Genomic DNA, 16,942 nt, shown 5'->3' with positions numbered 1-16,942 from the left:
ACGCTACTCCCGCCTAGGATTGCCCAGACATGATCCTCACCCCACAGAGTCGCGAGGTTCCCCCGCAACGCTTCATCCCACGAGCTTGCGGCTCCTCCGCTTCGCTCCTCCGTCACAAGCGCGCAGGGACCCCGAAGCTTCGCTCCGCCACCTCACTCTTCCGCGGGGACCCCGGATGATCACCACCCACCAGCTCGAGGTCCGAGCGGGGGCGCGCCTGCTCATGGAGAACGTCAGCTTCCGGGTCGCCGCCGGCGACAAGGTCGGCCTGGTCGGCCGCAACGGCGCCGGCAAGACGACGCTCACCAAGATCCTCGCGGGCGAGGCGCTGCCCGCAGCGGGCAGCGTGCAGACCAACGGCGAGGTCGGGTACCTGCCCCAGGACCCGCGGATCGGCGACCCCGAGGTGCTCGCCCGCGACCGGATCCTCTCCGCGCGCGGCCTCGACGACGCCGTACGCCGGCTCCGGCTGGCGGAGGCCCAGATGGCCAGTGACGATCCCAAGGTCCGCGAGAAGGCGATGCGCCGCTACGAGCGGGCGGACGCCGAGCTGCACGCCGGTGGCGGCTACGCCGCGGAGTCGGAGGCCGCTCAGATCGCACACAGTCTCGGCATCGAGGACCGGCTCCTCGGCCAGCCGCTCAGGACGCTCTCCGGCGGTCAGCGCCGCCGCGTCGAGCTCGCCCGCATCCTCTTCTCCGGCGCCGAGACGCTGCTCCTCGACGAGCCGACCAACCACCTCGACGCCGACTCGATCCTGTGGCTGCGCGACTTCCTCAAGGCCCACAAGGGCGGCCTGATCGTGATCAGCCACGACACCGGCCTGCTCGAGGAGACCGTCAACAAGGTGCTCCACCTCGACGCCAACCGCGCCGAGATCGACGTCTACAACATGGGCTGGAAGGCCTACCTCCAGCAGCGCGAGACCGACGAGAAGCGCCGCAAGCGCGAGCGGATGAACGCCGAGAACAAGGCCAAGACGCTCACCGACCAGGCCAACAAGATGCGCGCCAAGGCCACCAAGGCGACCGCGGCCCAGAACATGCTGAAGCGCGCCGAGCGGCTGATGGCGGGCGTCGAGGGCGAGCGGCAGGCCGACAAGGTCGCGCGGATCGCCTTCCCCAAGCCCGCGCCGTGCGGCAAGACCCCGCTCACCGCGGCCGAGCTGTCGAAGTCCTACGGCTCGCTCGAGGTCTTCACCGACGTCGACCTCGCGATCGACAAGGGCTCGCGCGTGGTCATCCTCGGCCTCAACGGCGCGGGCAAGACCACGCTGCTGCGCATCCTCGCGGGCATCGACCAGGCGGACACCGGCCAGGTGGTCCCGGGGCACGGGCTCAAGATCGGCTACTACGCGCAGGAGCACGAGACGCTCGACGTCGACCGCACCGTGCTCGAGAACATGCAGAGCGCGGCGCCCCAGCTCACCGACACCGAGGCCCGCTCGGTGCTCGGCTCGTTCCTCTTCTCCGGCGAGGACGCGCACAAGCCCGCGCAGGTGCTCTCCGGCGGCGAGAAGACCCGGCTGGCACTGGCCAGCCTCGTCGTCTCCAGCGCCAACGTGCTGCTGCTCGACGAGCCCACCAACAACCTGGACCCCGCCTCCCGCGAGGAGGTGCTGGCGGCGATCCGCAGCTACGAGGGCGCGATCGTGCTGGTCACCCACGACGAGGGCGCGGTGTTCGCGCTCGAGCCCGACCGGGTGCTGATCCTGCCCGACGGTGTCGAGGATCTCTGGAACGCCGAGTACGCCGACCTGGTCTCGCTCGCCTGAGGGTGGCCAGGTCTGTGGCCAGGTCTAAGGTGCGGCCATGGACGCAGACACCCTCCTGGCGGCCGGGCTGAGGTACGACGTGGCCGGGCCGGTCGCGACGATCACGCTGCACCGGCCCGACGTGCGCAACGCCCAGACGCCTGCGATGTGGCGCGCGCTCGCCGACCTCGGCCGTGCGCTGCCCGCCGACGTACGCGTCGTGGTGGTGAAGGGGGAGGGGCGGTCGTTCTCGGCCGGCCTGGACCGGACCATGCTCGACCCGGGCAACACCTCGGGCGCGGAGTCGGTCGCCGGGCTGCTCGCGCTCTCCGACGAGGAGGTGTCGGCCACCATCGACGCCTACCAGCAGGGCTTCACGTTCCTGCGTGACCCGCGGTTCGTGTCGATCGCCGCGGTGCAGGGCCACGCCATCGGCGCGGGCCTGCAGCTCGCGCTCTCCTGCGACCTGCGGGTGCTCGCCGACGACGCCCAGCTGTGCATGAAGGAGGTCGCCCTCGGCCTGGTGCCCGACCTGACGGGAACAAAGCCGCTGGTCGAGTGCGTTGGCTATGCCAGGGCTCTGGAGATCTGCGCCACGGCGCGGACGGTGGGGGCGCAGGAGGCCGTGCAGATCGGGCTCGCGCTGACCGCCGTCCCCGCCACCGAGCTGGAGGCGACCGTGGCGGACCTCGCCGGGGCCCTGTCCGCGCCGATGGCCGGCGCGGTGAGCGAGACCAAGGCACTGCTCCAGGGCGCCGCCGACCGCAGCCTCGACGACCAGCGCCGGCTGGAGCGGGAGGCGCAGACGCGGAGGTTCCGGGAGCTGGCCGGCTGACGAAGGAGGGGACATGTCGGGGATGAGCATGGGGCCCGCGTTCCGGGCCATGCGCGCCGACCGCAGCGCGACGCAGCAGCGGCTCGCTCGCGGCACGGTGCGTCGCGTGCTCGGCTACGCCCTCCCGCACCGCCGGCCGATCGCGCTCTTCCTGCTCCTGACCGTGGTCGACGCGGGACTCGTCGTGGTCTCGCCCCTGCTGGTGCAGAGGATCGTCGACGACGGCATCCTCGCCGGCGACGGCGCGCTGGTCACCGAGCTCGCCCTGGCGATGGCGGCCGTCGCGATCCTCGACGCCCTGCTGACGGTGCTGGTCGGCTGGCTCTCCTCGCGCATCGGGGAGGGTCTGATCTACGACCTGCGCACCGAGGTGTTCGGGCACGTCCAGCGCCAGTCACTGGCGTTCTTCACGCGTACCCAGACCGGTGCCCTGGTCTCCCGTCTCAACAACGACGTGATCGGTGCCCAGCGCGCGTTCACCTCGACGCTCTCGGGCACCGTCTCGAACGCGATCTCGGTGGTCGTCGTCGGCATCGCGATGGTTGCGCTGAGCTGGCAGATCACCCTGCTGTGCCTGGTGCTCTTCCCGCTGCTCTACCTCTCCTCGCGCTGGGTCGGCAACCGGCTGGCCGGGCTGACCCGCACCCAGATGGACGGCAACGCCGATCTCGGCAACGCGATGACCGAGCGCTTCAACGTCGGCGGCGCGATGCTGCTCAAGCTGTTCGGCCGTCGTGAGGAGGAGGACCGCGTCTTCGCCACCAAGGCCGCCGTGGTGCGCGACCTCGGCGTGCGCATCGCGCTGATCCAGCGGGTCTTCATGGCCGCGATGCTCGCCGTGCCCGCGCTAGCGACCGCACTGGTGTACGGCGTGGGCGGCCACCTCGCCCTCGACGGTGCTCTCACCGTCGGCACGCTGCTCGCGCTGGCGACGCTGCTGGTCCGGCTGCTCGGCCCGCTGCAGGGGCTCTCCAACGTGCGGATCGACGTGATGACCGCACTGGTCAGCTTCGAGCGGGTCTTCGAGGTGCTCGACCTGCCGTCGCTGGTCCAGGAGCGGCCGGACGCCGTCGTGCTGCCGCCCTCCGCGGGGCGCCTCGAGTTCGACCGCGTGGCGTTCGGCTACCCCAGTGCCGACGCCGTCTCGCTGGCCTCGCTCGAGGTGGTCGCGCGCACCGACAGCCGGGACAGCGGCCAGGTGCTCTCCGACATCTCCTTCACCGCCGCCCCCGGCGAGATGGTCGCCCTGGTCGGCCCGTCCGGCGCCGGCAAGAGCACCATCACCCACCTCGTGGCGCGGCTCTACGACGTCGACCGGGGCGCGGTGCGGGTCGGCGGCCACGACGTCCGCGACGTCACCCTCGACTCGCTCGAGGACGCCGTCGGGTACGTCACCCAGGACGCCCACATGTTCCACGACACGATCCGGGCGAACCTGCTCTACGCCCGGCCGGCCGCCACCGACCCCGAGATCTGGGACGCGCTCGACGCCGCCCAGGTCGCCACCTTGGTGCGCGCGCTCCCCGACGGACTCGACACGGTCGTGGGCGACCGCGGCTACCGGCTCTCCGGCGGCGAGCGGCAGCGCCTGGCGATCGCCCGCCTGCTGCTCAAGGCGCCGGCGATCGTCGTGCTCGACGAGGCGACCGCCCACCTCGACAGCGAGTCCGAGGCCGCCGTGCAGCGGGCGCTCGACGCGGCCCTGGAGGGGCGAACGTCGCTCGTCATCGCCCACCGGCTCTCCACCGTCCGCGACGCCGACCAGATCCTCGTCGTCGACGGCGGCCGCATCGTTCAGCGCGGCACCCACGCCCGGCTGCTCGCCGAGGGCGGGCTCTACGCCGACCTCTACCGGACCCAGTTCATCGCCGACCCGTCGGTGCCGGTGTAGCCGACTCGGGGTCGGTCGCCCGTCGGCCGGGGTTTCATCAAGGGATGAGGGCGAAGGCGCGCATCCCTGGCCGAGCTCACCGGGGTGGGCGCGGGTCGACCTTCATCCCTTGATGAAGCGACGCGCGCCCATCCACAGGCGGCAAGACGGAGCGCGCTACGGCGTACCCGAGGAACTCGACCCGGTCGCGGTGCTCGTGCCCTGGTCGGCGGCTTGGCTCCCGGGCCGGTCGCCGGCGGACGGCCCGGCCGGCGTGGTCGCCTGCTGGGCGTCGCGACGGGCCTCGCGGGCGGCCCGCTCGGCGGCGTAGGCCCGCTGGTAGGCCGCCTTCACCTTCTGCTTCTGGGCGCTCTTCGCGGCGCGCTTGCGCTTGCGTTCGCCCTCCGTCGGGTCCGGCTCGTCCGCGGCCGCCTCGCCGTCGGCCGGCTCGGTGCGGTGGCCGCGGCGCTCGTCCCAGGCGAGGTAGCCGAACCCGAAGACGGCGAACACGCCGAAGAACCACCACTGGAGGCCGTAGAAGAAGTGCGGCCCGTTGTTCAGCTCGGGCAGCTCGACCGGCTCGAGGCCCGCGGCCGGCTCGCCGTCCTCGGACTCGAGCACCACGAAGCCGCCGTACACCTCCGTGCCGATGGCCGGGCCGATCTGCGCGCTGGAGATGGCGCGCGTCGAGTGGCCGTTGACCGCGGTGCTGTCGCCGGTGGCGTCGGCTCGGACCCAGCCCTCGACGGTGACCTCGCCGGTCGGCGCCGCGGGCACGTCGTCAGGGCCGGCACCCTCGTTGTCGGAGGCCATCCAGCCGCGGTCGACCAGGAGCGTGCTGCCGTCGCTGGTCCGGAGCGGGACGACGACGTCGATGCCCGACTGACCGTCGCGGGTGCGGTAGCGCACGATCACCGTGTTGTCGGCGTCGTAGGTGCCGGTCGCGATGACCTGGCGCCACTCGTCGTCCTCGGCGACGCCCCGCCCCGGCGCCAGCACCTCGCCGACGGGGGACGGCGCGCGGTCCTCGTTGGCACGCACCACGGCGTTGCTGGCCTTGCGCTCGTCGAGGCGGTGGAACTGCCACTGGCCGAGCCACCAGGCGCCGTAGCACAGCAGCACCACGACGGCGCCGAAGAGCAGCCACCGTCGGCTGAGCAGGAACCGCCACGATCGCACCACCCGAGGCTAACCGGCCGGGCCACGCCGACCGCCAGCGCCCCGGGTTCACGTCGAGGGCGGTCCACCTAGACTGTGATGGTGATGACACGCCGCCTCGAGGATCGCTACGGTCGGGTGGCGACCGACCTGCGGGTCTCGCTCACCGACCGGTGCAACCTGCGCTGCAGTTACTGCATGCCCGCGGAGGGGCTCGACTGGTTGCCCGACGACTCCGTGCTCACCGACGACGAGGTCGTCCGGCTGGTCCGGGTCGGGGTCGACCTGCTCGGCATCCGCGAGGTGCGCTTCACCGGAGGCGAGCCGCTGGTACGCCGCGGTCTCGTCGACATCGTGCGGCGTACCCACGAGCTCGGCGTCGAGACGTCGTTGACGACCAACGCGCTCGGCCTCGCCCGCACCGCGGCCGCACTCGCCGAGGCCGGGCTCGACCGGGTCAACGTCAGCCTCGACAGCATCCGCCCCGAGAGCTTCCTGGCGATCACCCGTCGCGACCGGCTCCACGACGTGCTCGCCGGCCTCGAGGCGGCCCGCGCCGCCGGCCTCGGACCGGTCAAGGTGAACGCCGTGCTGATGCGCGGCATCAACGACCGGGAGGCTCCGGAGCTGTTGCGGTGGGCGCTGGCCGAGGGCTATCAGCTCCGGTTCATCGAGCAGATGCCGCTGGACGCCCAGCACGGCTGGTCCCGCGAGGGGATGATCACCGCCGAGGAGATCTTCGCGACCCTGGAGTCGGAGTTCACGCTGACGCCCGTCGAGGAGCCGCGGGGGAGTGCGCCGGCCGAGCTCTTCCATGTCGACGGCGGCCCGGGCACCGTCGGCGTGATCGCCTCGGTCACCCGCCCCTTCTGCGGCGACTGCGACCGGGTGCGGCTGACCGCCGACGGTCAGGTGCGCAACTGCCTGTTCGCGCGGGAGGAGTCCGACCTGCGGTCGGCGCTGCGCGATGGTGCCACCGACGACGAGATCGCCGATCGCTGGATCGTGGCGATGCGCGGCAAGCGCGCCGGGCACGGGATCGACGACCCGTCGTTCCTGCAGCCCGACCGCCCGATGTCCGCGATCGGCGGCTGAGTGGGTCGTCCGCCTCTCGCGGGTGTCGGCACCGGCCTCAGCCGGCCGACCCGGCCGACCCGGCCGAGTCGTGCGGTACGACGTCCTTGAGGAACTGCCGCGCGGTGAGGAAGTCCGAGAGCGACTGTCGATGCTCGTCGCAGGCGAGCCAGACCTTGCGCCGGTCGGGCGTGTGGATCTTGGGGTTGTTCCACTGCAACTGCCACACGGCGGTCGCCTGACAGCCCTTGGCCGAGCAGAGGTCGGGCGCGGCAGCGTCGGTCACGATCGGGTCGCCTCCTGGAAAGAGAAGTGGTGCCAGACAGCCACGGGGGAAGCCGTCCGGCACCACGACGAGCCAGGACGGGGGAGACCCGACTCGCGCCTCGGATTCTGTTCACCCGCTCGGGTGAAGTCAAGGATGAGGGTGTTCCGCGCCCGGAGTGTCGTCCTCCGGCCCCGCGTCGAGCTCGCGCACGTACTGCTGGTCCGGCAGGCCGAGGCTCTCGTCCTTCGTCTCGCCCGCGTTGGCCATCACGACCGCGACGTACGGCAGCAGCAGGGCCGCGGCGACCAGCACCCACCGGAGCACGCCGGGGCCGACCGCGATCGCGGCCACGAAGCAGACGGTCCGGATCGCCATGGACACGACGTAGCGGCGCTGACGAGCAGCGATGTCGACGTCGCGACTGGGTGCGGCCGTGGTGATCCGGACGGCCTCGTCGTCATGACGCGCGCCGTGCCGGCGCAGGTCCCGGGCCATTGCTCCATCGTACGTCGGCGCGCACATCGCTACGCTCGGGGGCATGAGCAACCGCACCTACCGCGTGACCGAGATCGTCGGCACCTCCCCGGACGGCATCGACGCCGCCATCCGCAACGGCATCGAGCGGGCCGGCCGCACGCTGCGGCACCTCGACTGGTTCGAGGTGACCCAGGTGCGTGGCCAGGTCAAGGACGGCACCGTCGAGCACTTCCAGGTCGGCATGAAGGTCGGCTTCCGGCTCGAGGACGACTGACCGGTTCCCGATTACTCGGCGGTAGTCGCTAGCGTCACGTGCCGTGAGTGCATCCCACGAACCCAGGTCGGTCCTCGTGACCGGAGGCAATCGCGGCATCGGTCGCGCGATCGCGGAGGCGTACGTCGCGAACGGTGACCGGGTCGCGGTCACCACCCGCAGCGGGGGTGCGCCGACGGGCACCCTGGATGTCCGGTGCGACATCACCGACGCCGAGCAGGTCGAGGCGGCGTTCGCGCAGATCGAGGAGGCGCACGGCCCGGTCGAGGTGCTGGTCGCCAACGCCGGCATCACCGCCGACACCCTGCTGCTGCGGATGTCCGACGACGACTGGTCGTCGGTCATCGACACCAACCTCACCGGCTCCTTCCGGCTCGCGAAGCGGGCCTCGAAGGGCATGCTCCGGCTGCGGCGCGGCCGGATCGTCTTCATCTCCTCGGTCGTCGGGCTGCTCGGCTCGGCCGGCCAGGTCAACTACGCCGCCTCGAAGTCCGGCCTGGTCGGCATGGCGCGCTCGATCGCCCGGGAGCTCGGTTCGCGGTCGATCACCGCGAACGTCGTCGCCCCCGGCTTCATCGAGACCGACATGACCGGCGTGCTCACCGACGAGCAGAAGGCGGCGATCAAGGCACAGGTCCCGCTGGGCCGCTACGGCTCGGTCGAGGACATCGCAGAGACGGTGCTGTGGCTGACCGGCCCCGGCGCGACGTACGTCACCGGGGCGGTCATCCCCGTCGACGGTGGACTGGGAATGGGGCACTGACACCGATGGCAGGCATCCTCGAAGGCAAGCGCATCCTCGTCGCCGGCGTGACGATGGACAGCTCGATCGGCTTCGCGGCCGCGAAGGTGGCCCAGGAGCAGGGCGCGACCGTGCTGATCTCGAACTTCGGTCGGGCGCTCGGCATCACCAGGCGGATCGCGAAGCGGCTGCCGGTCGAGCCGCCGGTGCTCGAGCTCGACGTCACCGACCCCGACCATCTCGCCGGGCTCGAGGCGCAGGTGCGCGAGCACGTGGACGGGCTCGACGGCGTCGTCCACTCGATCGCGTACGGCAACCCCGAGACGCTGCTCGGCGGCAACTTCCTCACCGGACCGTGGGAGGACGTCGCGCAGGCGATGCACGTCTCGGCGTACTCGCTGAAGTCGCTGACCATGGCCTGCCGGCCGCTGCTGTCCCACGGCGGCTCCGTGGTCGGGCTGACCTTCGACGCGACGGTCGCCTGGCCGGCGTACGACTGGATGGGCGTGGCGAAGGCCGGGCTGGAGTCGTGCTCGCGCTACCTGGCCCGCGACCTGGGTCCGGAGGGCATCCGGGTGAACCTGGTCTCGGCCGGCCCGCTGAAGACGCTTGCGGCGAAGGCGATCCCCGGCTTCGAGGACCTCGAGTCGATGTGGGGCTCGCGCTCGCCGCTCGGGTGGGACAACACCGACCACGCCCCGACCGCGAAGGCGATCTGCGCCCTGCTGTCGGACTTCTTCCCGGCGACGACCGGCGAGATCGTGCACGTCGACGGCGGCTTCCACGCGATGGGCGCCTGATCCCATGCCCCGCCGGCTGGTCGTGATGCGACACGCGAAGGCCGAGCAGGAGGGCCCGACCGACTTCGAGCGCCCGCTGGCCGACCGCGGCCGCCGGGACGCCGCCGACGCGGGCCGCTGGCTGGCGGGCGAGGGCATCGCGCCCGGCCACGCGCTGGTCTCGGCCGCGCTACGCACCCGGGAGACCTGGGGGGCGGTCGCAGCCGGTGCGTCGTGGGCGCTGGAGCCGGACGTCGACCGGGGGCTCTACGCCGCCGGACCCGAGACCGCGCTCGACCTGATCCGCCTCACCCCGGACGCCGTCGGCACGCTGATCGTGATCGGGCACAACCCGACGATGGCCTACCTGGCCCAGCTGCTCGACTCGGGCGAGGGCGACCCGCCGGTGCCCGACGCACTCGCCGGAGGCTTCCCGACCAGCGCGGTCGCGGTCTTCTCGTACGACGGGGCGTGGGTCGACCTCGGCCCGGGCTCGGCCGACCTGGTCGCGGCGTACGTCGGCCGCGGCTGACGCGGATCCGGCGCGTGGATCGACCGGCCGTCTAGTGACCCGGGCGCGAAATCCGTGCCATAGGTCGTGCTCCGAGTGCGTGCCTCGCAAGGCGGCGGAGCGCAGGGCTACCGGGCGTATCTCAAGCTCTGCCAACGCCGCGAGGGGCGTGCTCGGGGTGCGACATAGGGTGCGGATCTCAAGTTCGGGTCACTAGACCGGCGGCGCCGGGGTGACGATCCCCGCCTCGGCGTCGGCGGCGACGATCTCCTCGCGGGAGATGCCGAGCAGGTACATGATCGCGTCGAGGTAGGGGACGTTCACGGCCGTGTCCGCGGCGTCGCGGACCATCGGCTTGGCGTTGTAGGCGATCCCGAGGCCGGCGGCGTTGAGCATGTCGAGGTCGTTGGCGCCGTCGCCGATCGCGATCGTCGCGGCCTCGGCCACCCCGATCTCGGCGGCGAACTCCCGCAGCGCCGCGGCCTTGCCGGCCCGGTCGACGATCGGGCCGACGATGCGGCCGGTGAGCCGGCCGTCGGCGATCTCGAGCTCGTTGGCGCGCGAGAAGTGGATGCCGAGGTCGACCGCGAGCCGGTCCGTGATCTGGCTGAAGCCGCCCGAGACGATCGCGAACCGGTAGCCGAGCCGGCGCAGGGTGCGGACCATGGTCCGAGCGCCGGGAGCGAGCTCGATGGCGTCGTACACGTCGTCGAGGGCGCTCGCCGGCACTCCCTCCAGCAGTGCGACCCGCGAGCGCAGCGACTCCGCGAAGTCGATCTCGCCGCGCATCGCGGCCTCGGTGACCCGGGCGACCTCCGCCTCGCAGCCGGCGTGGGCCGCGAGCATCTCGATCACCTCGCCCTGCACCAGGGTGGAGTCGACGTCCATGACGATCAGGCGGGTGCCGCGGCGCAGCAGGTTGGCGGGCTGCACCGCGATGTCGATCCCGTGGGCGGCGGCCTCCGGCGCCAGCACCGTGCGCAGCGCGTCGGTCGCCACGCCGGAGACGTGCAGGTCGATCGCGGTGACGGGGTAGCGCGCCATCCGCTCGATGCGGTCGATGTTCGCGCCGGCGTCGGCGATCCGGCCGGCGACCGTGGCCATCGCGGCCGCCCGCAGCGGCAGCCCGATGACGGTCACGTGCGAGCGTCCGGCGCCGCGGGCCTTGTTGTCGCCGACGCCGGTCTCGACGTCGACGTCCATGCCGAGCGCCCGCGCGGTGTCGACGACGGCCGCCCGGACGCGGGCGAGGTTGCGGGGCGCGGTGACCAGCACGCCGAGCACCAGTCGGCCGCGCAGCACGATCTGCTCGATGTCGACGACCTCGAGGCCGGCGCCGGCCAGGGCGCCGAACACCGCCGAGGTCACGCCCGGGCGGTCCTTGCCGGTGAGCGTGATGAGGAGGGTCTCTGGCTTCGCTGCGGTCATCTCAGGCGCGAGGCTATCGCTGACCGGGCGGTGTCGGTGGTCGGGTCCATGCTGGATCCATGGCCAACATCCATCACGCGATCGACTATCTCGAGCTCGGTGCCCCTGACCTTGCGGCGTCCAGGGCCTTCTACGAGGCCGCGTTCGGCTGGCGGTTCCACGACTACGGCCCCGACTACGCCGGCATCGTGGCGCCCGACGGCGACGGTGAGGTCGGGGGCCTCAATCGGGCCCGGCCGGCGGGGCGTGGTGGCGCCCTGGTGCTGCTGTTCTCCGACGACCTCGATGCCACGGCCGATGCGGTCCGAGCCGCCGGAGGGGAGGTGATCGAGGGTCCCTACGAGTTCCCCGGCGGGCGCCGGTTCCACTTCACCGACCCAGGCGGGAACGAGCTGGGCGTCTGGGCCACGCCCGACAACTGAAGAGCGACGGGCCGCCTCACTCGGGCGGCCACACCTCGGGCGAGCACGCCGCGACCAGCGCGTGTCGGCCGGCGCGCTCCAGCGGCAGCAGCGCCTCCCGACGGCTGCGCACGTCGTACGCCGTGACCGACCCACCGTCGTCCTCCAACGCGAGCGCGACGATCCGGGTGGCCTGGAGGCCGCGCGCCGCGAGCTCCACACAGCGCCCGGGAACGCCGTGCGGGGCGGGGGGTAGGTCGAGGTGTCGGAGGTTCATCAGCCGGTCGGCGACCTCGGGCCGCCAGCGTGCCACGTCGAGGTCGGCCAGTGCCTGCGCCGCGGCCAGCAGGGCGGCGCGGAGCTGACGGTCGGCCTCGCCGACATCGGTCAGCTGCCGGCGATCGGCGGGCCGGGCGTGCCAGGCGACGGCGGCACCGGTGCGGTGGGGCACCAGCCCGAGTCCGACCTCCACGGCCATGACCGCCTCGCCCATCTCGAGGGCGTCGGCGTTGAGGTCGCGCGGACCGCCGAGCCCGGCCGGGTCGCCCTCCACCGGGAAGGCTGCGCCGAGGGCCGAGGCACCCGCCGCGCGCAGCCGCGCGAGGCCGGCGACCAGGGTCTCCGTGCCCTCGGCGCCGGGCAGGCCGACCACGGTGTGGGTGGCGTCGCCGTCGATCACCGCGTCGACCACCAGGTCGGCGACGGCGTGGCCGCGCAGCCACGCCGTGCCCCACCAGGCGAGCCTGGCGGCGGGCGGGAGCGATGTGGTCACGGCGCGTGACGATACGCTGCGGACGGTCCTTGTCCACTAGATAGGGTGTGCGACATGACCGCCGTCCTGGACTTCGCCGAGGTGACGATCCGGCGAGGACAGGCGACCCTGCTCGACCGCGTCAGCTGGCGCGTCGAGGAGGACGAGCGCTGGGTGATCCTGGGGCCGAACGGCGCCGGCAAGACGACCCTACTGCAGGTCGCGAGCGCGCAGATGCACCCGACCTCCGGCGTCGCGGGCATCCTCGACGAGGTGCTCGGCACGGTGGACGTCTTCGAGCTCCGGCCTCGGATCGGCATCACCAGCGCGGCCCTCGCCGAGCGCATCCCGCGCGCGGAGCGGGTGCACGACGTGGTGGTGTCGGCGTCGTACGCCGTGGTCGGCCGCTGGCGCGAGGCGTACGACGAGCTCGACCACGACCGGGCGACCGACCTGCTGACCGAGGTCGGGGTGTCCCACCTGGTCGACCGGACGTTCGGGACCCTGAGCGAGGGAGAGCGCAAGCGGGTGCAGATCGCTCGTGCCCTGATGGCCGACCCCGAACTGCTGCTCCTCGACGAGCCCGCGGCCGGCCTCGACCTGGGCGGTCGCGAGGACCTGGTCTCGACCCTGTCGGTGCTGGCCGCCGACCCGGCGTCGCCGGCGACCGTGCTGGTCTCCCACCACGTCGAGGAGATCCCGCCCGGCTTCAGCCACGCCATGCTGCTGCGCCGGGGCGAGATCGTGTCCGCGGGGCCGATCGAGGAGGTCGTCACGGCGGCGAACCTGTCGTCGACGTTCGGCATGCCGCTGGTGCTCTCGCACGAGGACGGCCGCTGGGCGGCGCGCCGGCGCACGCGACACCGGTAGCGCACCGGGGCGGCGTCACGCACCGACGGCCGCGAGGCCCTCGCGGGCGATCTCGGCGTAGGCCCGGACCCGGTCGAGCCGCTTGCCGTGCGCGGCGTACGACACTGCGTGGCAGGCGCCCACGATCGCGGCCCACCCGGCGACCCGGTCCCGGCCGTAGTCCGCGCCGAGCAGGTCGATCCAGGCGCGCCGGGGCATCAGCTTGTCGGCCTTCAGCGACCAGACGGCGGCGTCGTACGCGGGGTCGCCGACCAGTCCCTTCGGATCCAGCAGGACCAGGCCGGTGCCGGTCGTGACCACGTTCGTGGGGTGGACGTCGCCGTGCAGGTAGGAGCGGTGACCGGTGCTCGCGAGCGCGACGGCCAGGTGCTCGGCCCGTTCGAGCAGTGGCTCGTCGACACCGCACGCCCCGGCCCGTGACAGCTGACCGCGGGCCGCGTCCAGGTGCCGGCGCACGTGCGGCCCGAGCAGCCGCAGCCCCGCGGTCTCGGGGACGTCGATGTGGATCCGGTCCAGGGTCGCGACGAGGTCGCCGGGGGAGATCTCGGGGTCGGCCGTCCGGCCGGAGATCCAGAAGGTGGCCATCGCGCCCCGCCGATATCGGTACGCTCGCGCGAGCGGTCGGATGTCGAGCTCCTGGGCGACCCCCAGGGCTTGGTGCTCAGCCTCGAGCTCGGGTTCGTCGAAGGACAGCTTCAGCGCCAGGTCACCTGACGAGGCGTCGTCGCACCGAGCGCGGAAGACCAGACCCGAGGTGCCCGCATGGAGGTTCTCCGTAGGATGCACGCCCCAGTCACGGGCGAGAGCCGCGAGCCGAGCCGGCACCTCGGAGAGCCATCGGACGCCACCACCGGGTCCGAGGACGTCGTCGACGGCCTTCGCCGCGTTCGGCGACAGGGCCAGATCCACCGCGGGAAGCTACCACACCGCGGACCGGTCGGACGGCTGGACGACCGGGTCGCCCGGGCCCTGCTCGCCGAGGCCGGCCTGGTCGGCTGGGCCCGGGTCCGGAGCGGCCACAACGCCGTCTACCGCTCGCCCGACGACGCGCAGATCGCCAAGGTGTACGGCGAGGCGTCCCGCTGCTCCGTCGACGTCACCGGTGCGCGTCGGGCCCGGGAGGCGGGCGTCTGTGTGCCGGCCCTGGTCGCGACGCCGCATCCGAGGGTGGCGGTCTGGCAACGGGTGCCGGGGGTGCCGGGACCGATCGGACCGGCGGCGTGGGCCCGGCTGGGCATCGACGCGCGGCGACTGGCGGCTGTGCCGGTGGCCGTCGCGCCCGTGCACTGGCTCGTCAACGTCACCGAGCGCGCCTCGGTGCTGGAGCAGCTGGCGGCCGGGACACCGACGGCGTACACGGGCCCGGTCGCGCTGCCGGCCCAGGTCGGCGCCGACGTCGCCTGGCTCGCGCACGAGCTGCGGTCCGTCGCGGAGTGCGACCTCGCCCTGGACGCACCGCTCGCCTTCCAGCACGGCGACCTGTCGCCGGCCAACCTCGTGCACGACGGTCGACGGCTCCACGTCATCGACTTCGAGACCGTCCGGGCCGCGCCCGCCGACTGGGACGTCGGGTGCCTGGTCGCGGCGACCCGCCGGTACGGCACCGTGCCGACCCGGGAGCTCGCGCCCTTCCTCGAATCGCTTGACCCGGCGCCCGACCCCGAGCTGCTCGCCCTGTGCGTGCGCACCAAGGAGCTCCTCAACGCCTCGTGGCTCGCCGTCATCGGCGCCGACCGGCCGGAGCTGGTCGGCGAGCTGCGACTCCGGGTCCGCTCGCTGCGCGACGGCACGGCGTACCGGTGGCGCGAGCTCGGTGGGCTCGCAGCTCAGGTCGTCTGACGCGCCCCGCCCAGCAGACGGTCGACCACCTGGGAGCTGGAGAACGTGTCCTCCTCGGTGTGCACCACCCGACCGCCGTACGCGACGACGAGGTCGCGCTCGGCGCGGAACTGCGCCGCCCGGCGCTCGTCGCGGACCGGGCCGAGGTAGTCGCTGCCCTTGACGAAGACGTCCGGTCGGAGCGCCTCGAGGATGGGCATCGCGTCGGGCGCCGACACGACGACGACATGGTCGACGAACGAGAGCGCCGCGAGCACCCGGGCGCGCTCCGCTGCCGAGAAGACCGGCCGGCCCGGCTTCGTGACGTACGCGTCGTCGGTGATCGACACGACGAGCCGGTCGGCGAGCGTCGAGGCGACCTCGAGGTGGTTGACGTGGCCGAAGTGGATGACGTCGAAGCACCCGTGGCAGAGCGCGACGGAGACCGCCCGGACGTCGGGCCGCAGGCGATCGGGGATGCGATCGGGCAGGGCGAGCACGCGCCGGTCCTCAGCGGCCGAGCAGCAGCTCGTAGAGCAGCGGCGACTCGGTGTCGGGCGGCTCGTCGAGCTGGATGTCGACGACCTGCTTGTCCGGCACGAGCTTGAGCTGACCGTCGTCCAGGCCGTCGGAGGGGTCGTGGTCGTACTGCACGACGTACCACTCGCCCTTGTCGCCGGTCCCGAGCAGCCCGCCGACCACCACGCGGTCGTCGTTGGTGAGGATCCGGATGTCCGGCGGCGCCTTGGGATGGACGTACGTGCTCATGATGCCGATCACCAGCAGGCCCACGAGTCCGGCGCCGAGGAGCGCGTTCGGGCTCATCAGGGCCGTGAACCGGCAGGCGAGCAGGAGGTAGCCGACGAGCGCGAGCATGACCAACGTGCCCTCCCACCACACCGAGGTGAGCAGCACGATGACGAGCAGGGCGCCCGCGGCGACCCGGGCCCCGATCGTCTCTCCTCGAGACCAGCGGCGGCCCACGGTGGACTGCCCGCTGCGGGGACTGAAGGTGTCGCGGACGAACGTGCGGACCCGTCCGTTGACGGCCATGCCCACCACGACGACCAGCGTCACGAGCGCCGGCACGTGGGAGAGGATCGCGCCGAAGCCCTTCATGAGCACGTCGTCGTGCTTGAAGCCGGTCAGCGTGGCCGTGCTGTGCAGGCCGAGCGCCCGCAGCTGCCCCGCGAGCACCATCATGCCGAGGGCGTACGCGACGGCCACGACCACGGCGGTGACCTCGGCGGCCTGCGCGAGGCTGCGGGTGACCAGCGCCTTGTCGATGCGCTGGCCGGCGAGTGACGCCGTGCGGACCTGATAACCGGGCGGCAGGCCGTTGCCCGCGGGCGACTCCGGCGCCGCCTCTGCGTCAGTCACCGGGGCAAGATAGCGACCCGCTGGCACCCCCGTCCGGGAAATGGGCGGCACCGGGGCACTAGGCTCGTGGAATGGACTGGCTGAGCGATCACGCATGGGCGGTCTGGGTCGGGATCGCCGCGTTCCTCGGAATCGCCGAGCTCCTCAGCCTGGACCTCGTGCTGGTGATGCTGGCCGTCGGTGCACTGGGTGGCGCGGTGACGGCCGCGGCCGGCGGAGCGGTCGTGCTCCAGCTGATCGTCGCCGCGCTGGTCGCGATCGGCATGCTGTGGCTGGTGCGGCCCTCGCTCGTGGCCCGGCTGCACCAGGGGCCGGACCTCAAGCTCGGCACCGGCAAGCTCATCGGTCAGCGCGCGACCGTGACCCAGCGGATCACCGGCCTCGCGACCGGTCAGATCCGTCTCGCCGGCGAGACGTGGACGGCCGCGCCGTACGACGAGCACATCGTGATCGAGTCCGGAGAGACCGTGGAGGTGCTCGAGATCCGCGGCGCCACGGCGTACGTCCACCCCGTGCCCGAGCTCGAGCCCTGAGATGCCTGAATCCGTGAGGA

Annotated in this window: 20 protein-coding genes; 12 read left to right on the top strand and 8 right to left on the bottom strand. The window is 72.7% G+C overall.

The genetic code is table 11. The features are described from left to right. The first annotated feature begins 175 nt into the window (after nt 1-175). Genes KM427_RS13755 through KM427_RS13745 form a run of 3 tightly spaced genes read left to right on the top strand, consistent with a single transcriptional unit; the run spans nt 176 to nt 4,479 of the window. Nucleotides 176-1,774 (top strand): ABC-F family ATP-binding cassette domain-containing protein, encoded by a 1,599-nt coding sequence (locus KM427_RS13755; RefSeq protein WP_215524223.1) that lies wholly within the window; start codon nt 176-178, stop codon nt 1,772-1,774. A gap of 37 nt (nt 1,775-1,811) precedes the next feature. After that, on the top strand, nt 1,812-2,588 hold the full coding sequence (locus tag KM427_RS13750; protein ID WP_215524222.1) for an enoyl-CoA hydratase/isomerase family protein: 777 nt from the start codon (nt 1,812-1,814) through the stop codon (nt 2,586-2,588). A gap of 13 nt (nt 2,589-2,601) precedes the next feature. Then, nucleotides 2,602-4,479: an ABC transporter ATP-binding protein gene (locus KM427_RS13745; RefSeq protein ID WP_215524221.1), complete on the top strand. Its 1,878-nt coding sequence runs from the start codon at nt 2,602-2,604 to the stop codon at nt 4,477-4,479. A 156-nt stretch (nt 4,480-4,635) separates the two neighbouring features. On the opposite strand, the gene KM427_RS13740 is transcribed toward KM427_RS13745, so the two are convergent. Further along, nucleotides 4,636-5,637: an SURF1 family cytochrome oxidase biogenesis protein gene (locus tag KM427_RS13740; RefSeq protein WP_215524220.1), complete on the bottom strand. Its 1,002-nt coding sequence runs from the start codon at nt 5,635-5,637 to the stop codon at nt 4,636-4,638. Nucleotides 5,638-5,721: 84 nt separating this feature from the next. Between KM427_RS13740 and moaA the strand changes: the two genes are divergently transcribed. Further along, nucleotides 5,722-6,711: a GTP 3',8-cyclase MoaA gene (moaA, locus tag KM427_RS13735; protein WP_502887136.1), complete on the top strand. Its 990-nt coding sequence runs from the start codon at nt 5,722-5,724 to the stop codon at nt 6,709-6,711. A 37-nt stretch (nt 6,712-6,748) separates the two neighbouring features. On the opposite strand, the gene KM427_RS13730 is transcribed toward moaA, so the two are convergent. Together KM427_RS13730 and KM427_RS13725 are read right to left on the bottom strand one after the other, a co-directional pair. Next, nucleotides 6,749-6,976: an acetone carboxylase gene (locus tag KM427_RS13730; protein ID WP_215524218.1), complete on the bottom strand. Its 228-nt coding sequence runs from the start codon at nt 6,974-6,976 to the stop codon at nt 6,749-6,751. A gap of 129 nt (nt 6,977-7,105) precedes the next feature. Beyond that, nucleotides 7,106-7,453, bottom strand: a complete 348-nt coding sequence (locus KM427_RS13725; protein WP_183594587.1) for a DUF3099 domain-containing protein — start codon at nt 7,451-7,453, stop codon at nt 7,106-7,108. 43 nt (nt 7,454-7,496) lie between these two features. Between KM427_RS13725 and KM427_RS13720 the strand changes: the two genes are divergently transcribed. Genes KM427_RS13720 through KM427_RS13705 form a run of 4 tightly spaced genes read left to right on the top strand, consistent with a single transcriptional unit; the run spans nt 7,497 to nt 9,762 of the window. Then, entirely contained in the window at nt 7,497-7,709 is a 213-nt protein-coding gene (locus KM427_RS13720; RefSeq protein WP_183594589.1) for a dodecin, read from the top strand. A 43-nt stretch (nt 7,710-7,752) separates the two neighbouring features. Then, the gene (gene fabG / locus KM427_RS13715; RefSeq protein ID WP_183594591.1) at nt 7,753-8,472 is read left to right on the top strand and encodes a 3-oxoacyl-ACP reductase FabG; all 720 of its coding nucleotides are present in this window, start codon (nt 7,753-7,755) and stop codon (nt 8,470-8,472) included. Between the two features lie 5 nt (nt 8,473-8,477). After that, nucleotides 8,478-9,251 (top strand): enoyl-ACP reductase FabI, encoded by a 774-nt coding sequence (gene fabI, locus KM427_RS13710; RefSeq protein WP_183594593.1) that lies wholly within the window; start codon nt 8,478-8,480, stop codon nt 9,249-9,251. 4 nt (nt 9,252-9,255) lie between these two features. Continuing rightward, a complete protein-coding gene (locus tag KM427_RS13705) occupies nt 9,256-9,762 on the top strand; it encodes a SixA phosphatase family protein (protein ID WP_215524217.1) in 507 nt (168 codons plus the stop codon). Nucleotides 9,763-9,954: 192 nt separating this feature from the next. Here the strand turns inward: KM427_RS13705 and serB are convergent, their stop codons facing one another. Continuing rightward, nucleotides 9,955-11,169, bottom strand: coding sequence for a phosphoserine phosphatase SerB (gene serB, locus KM427_RS13700; RefSeq protein WP_215524216.1), 1,215 nt, complete (start codon nt 11,167-11,169; stop codon nt 9,955-9,957). Between the two features lie 59 nt (nt 11,170-11,228). Here serB and KM427_RS13695 point away from each other — a divergent pair, with 59 nt between their 5' ends. Beyond that, complete coding sequence (locus KM427_RS13695; protein ID WP_183594598.1) at nt 11,229-11,591, top strand: VOC family protein; 363 nt, start codon at nt 11,229-11,231, stop codon at nt 11,589-11,591. Nucleotides 11,592-11,607: 16 nt separating this feature from the next. Here KM427_RS13695 and KM427_RS13690 read toward each other — a convergent pair whose 3' ends face one another. Then, nucleotides 11,608-12,342, bottom strand: a complete 735-nt coding sequence (locus KM427_RS13690) for an Rv1486c family protein (protein ID WP_215524215.1) — start codon at nt 12,340-12,342, stop codon at nt 11,608-11,610. A gap of 54 nt (nt 12,343-12,396) precedes the next feature. Here KM427_RS13690 and KM427_RS13685 point away from each other — a divergent pair, with 54 nt between their 5' ends. Continuing rightward, complete coding sequence (locus KM427_RS13685) at nt 12,397-13,191, top strand: ABC transporter ATP-binding protein (RefSeq protein ID WP_183594602.1); 795 nt, start codon at nt 12,397-12,399, stop codon at nt 13,189-13,191. 15 nt (nt 13,192-13,206) lie between these two features. Here the strand turns inward: KM427_RS13685 and KM427_RS13680 are convergent, their stop codons facing one another. Then, on the bottom strand, nt 13,207-13,977 hold the full coding sequence (locus KM427_RS13680; RefSeq protein ID WP_215524214.1) for a phosphotransferase: 771 nt from the start codon (nt 13,975-13,977) through the stop codon (nt 13,207-13,209). On the opposite strand from KM427_RS13680, the gene KM427_RS13675 reads away from it, so the two are divergent. Continuing rightward, the gene (locus tag KM427_RS13675) at nt 13,972-15,030 is read left to right on the top strand and encodes a phosphotransferase (protein ID WP_215524213.1); all 1,059 of its coding nucleotides are present in this window, start codon (nt 13,972-13,974) and stop codon (nt 15,028-15,030) included. The genes KM427_RS13680 and KM427_RS13675 overlap by 6 nt on opposite strands. Here the strand turns inward: KM427_RS13675 and KM427_RS13670 are convergent. Together KM427_RS13670 and KM427_RS13665 are read right to left on the bottom strand one after the other, a co-directional pair. Then, entirely contained in the window at nt 15,018-15,509 is a 492-nt protein-coding gene (locus KM427_RS13670) for an adenylyltransferase/cytidyltransferase family protein (protein ID WP_183594608.1), read from the bottom strand. The two genes, KM427_RS13675 and KM427_RS13670, sit on opposite strands and share 13 nt — an antisense overlap. Nucleotides 15,510-15,519: 10 nt before the next feature. After that, nucleotides 15,520-16,389, bottom strand: coding sequence for a hypothetical protein (locus tag KM427_RS13665; RefSeq protein ID WP_215524212.1), 870 nt, complete (start codon nt 16,387-16,389; stop codon nt 15,520-15,522). 71 nt (nt 16,390-16,460) lie between these two features. Between KM427_RS13665 and KM427_RS13660 the strand changes: the two genes are divergently transcribed. Further along, nucleotides 16,461-16,922: an NfeD family protein gene (locus tag KM427_RS13660; protein WP_183594611.1), complete on the top strand. Its 462-nt coding sequence runs from the start codon at nt 16,461-16,463 to the stop codon at nt 16,920-16,922. Nucleotides 16,923-16,942 lie beyond the last annotated feature (20 nt).

It is taken from the genome of Nocardioides sp. LMS-CY (assembly GCF_018732145.1).
GTDB classification, from domain to species: domain Bacteria; phylum Actinomycetota; class Actinomycetes; order Propionibacteriales; family Nocardioidaceae; genus Nocardioides; species Nocardioides soli.
Note: the sequence above shows the minus strand (reverse complement) of the source record. Positions and strands in the feature narration are given on the sequence as shown.